We start from the raw sequence: 1,440 nt of genomic DNA, 5'->3' as shown, positions 1-1,440 counted from the left end.
GGCGACCGCGCCGCCCATGCTTTCGCCCGCCACGACGATGATGGCCTGGGGGTGTGCCGCGCGGGCCAGGTCGACTGCCACGCGCAGGTCCTGAACCAGCTGCGCCTCCCCGGCCCAGACGCCCTTGCCCGGTGCGCCGCCGAAGCCGCGCTGGTCATAGGCCCAGGTCTCGATCCCCTGCTCGGCCCACCAGGCGGCGGCGAGGCGGAAGGCGGCGCGACTGTCATTGACCCCGTGCAGGGCGACGATGACGACGTCGGGGGCCGCGCCCGAAGTCGGGGTCCAGCGCGTCAGGGGCAGACGCGCGCCGTCGTCCACGGTCAGGGCGTCGGCCTGGACGGACGGCCCCGTGAAGCCGGGCGGCGGCGACCTGAGCGGCTGGATCGCGGGCGTGGCGCAAGCGGCGAGCGCCAGCGTCGTCAACAGGACCATGATCGCGCGCTTCATGCGTCCAGAATGCCCCGAACCCTTTGGCGAAGATACGGCACGACCTCGGCCTCGAACCACGGATTGCGCCGCAGCCAGGCGGTGTTGCGCCACGAGGGATGCGGCATCGGCAGGATGGACGGCGCGTAGTCGCGCCACGCCCGCGCGGTCTCGGTCATGTTCGCCCTGGCCCGGTCGCCCAGCGCCCAGACCTGCGCATGGCCGCCGACCAGCAGGGTCAGTTCCACGTCGGGCAATTCCGCCAGCAGCCGGGGTCGCCACAGCTCGGCGCAGCGACGCGGCGGCGGATAGTCTCCGCCGCTTCTTCCGCTCGTCGGGGGCGCGGTGCCGGGATAGCAAAAGGCCTGGGCGGCCACGCCGAGACGGCGGTCGGCGTAGAAGGTGTCGTAATCGACACCCATCCAGTCGCGTAGCCGGTCGCCCGACGGGTCGGTGAAGGGCAGGCCGCTCTCGTGCACCCGTCGGCCCGGTGCCTGGCCGCAGATCAGCAGCCGCGTCTGGGCAAAGACGTGGACCATGGGGCGCGGCGTATGCGGCAGCTGGCCCAGACACGCCCGGCAGGAGCGGATGTCGGCAAGGACGGCGTCGAGGCCGCCGGGGTCGTCAGGCGAAGTCGTCATCGTCCTCGACGACGGGCGGCAGGGCCGCCTTGGCCGCAGCCGCTTCAGCGTCCGTCGGCAGGCGCAGGCGGATCACGCCCTTGACCGCGTTGGGATCGACCGGCTTGCCCTTCTTGGTGATGGTCAGCCGGCCCTGACGCATCAGGTTCAGCGCCACGCCACGCACCTTGGGGAGCATGCGTTGCCACTGCTCGGGCTGCAGGTCCTTGGCCACCTCGGCCGGTTCGATGCTCTTGCCGCCGACGCCCTTGGGGTCGGCCTTCGCCAGTTTTTCGAAGATGGCGGTTTCGATGGGGTCGCTCATCGCCCCTATATGCTGCATGGCGAGAGCAGAACAAAGGCGGAGCGAGCGATGGTCGCGAAAGTAACGGTC

At 71.1% G+C, this 1,440-nt stretch carries 3 protein-coding genes; all 3 read right to left on the bottom strand.

Translation table 11 applies throughout. The features are described from left to right. Positions 1-447: alpha/beta hydrolase (locus ACESMO_RS12430; protein WP_372708465.1), on the bottom strand; the 447-nt coding region annotated here is incomplete at its 3' end. After that, positions 444-1,067 carry a uracil-DNA glycosylase family protein gene (locus ACESMO_RS12425; protein ID WP_372708464.1) on the bottom strand — a complete coding sequence of 208 codons (624 nt, stop codon included), beginning with the start codon at positions 1,065-1,067 and terminating at the stop codon, positions 444-446. The genes ACESMO_RS12425 and ACESMO_RS12430, both read right to left, overlap by 4 nt. Continuing rightward, the gene (locus tag ACESMO_RS12420; protein ID WP_372708463.1) at positions 1,051-1,371 is read right to left on the bottom strand and encodes a DUF3253 domain-containing protein; all 321 of its coding nucleotides are present in this window, start codon (positions 1,369-1,371) and stop codon (positions 1,051-1,053) included. Before ACESMO_RS12420 ends, ACESMO_RS12425 begins: the two co-directional genes overlap by 17 nt. Between the last annotated feature and the right edge of the window lie 69 nt (positions 1,372-1,440).

Origin of the sequence: Brevundimonas sp. (assembly GCF_041688735.1) — a bacterium.
GTDB lineage: Bacteria > Pseudomonadota > Alphaproteobacteria > Caulobacterales > Caulobacteraceae > Brevundimonas.
The sequence above is the reverse complement of the archived record's forward strand: the minus strand, read 5'-3'. Positions and strand labels throughout refer to the sequence as shown.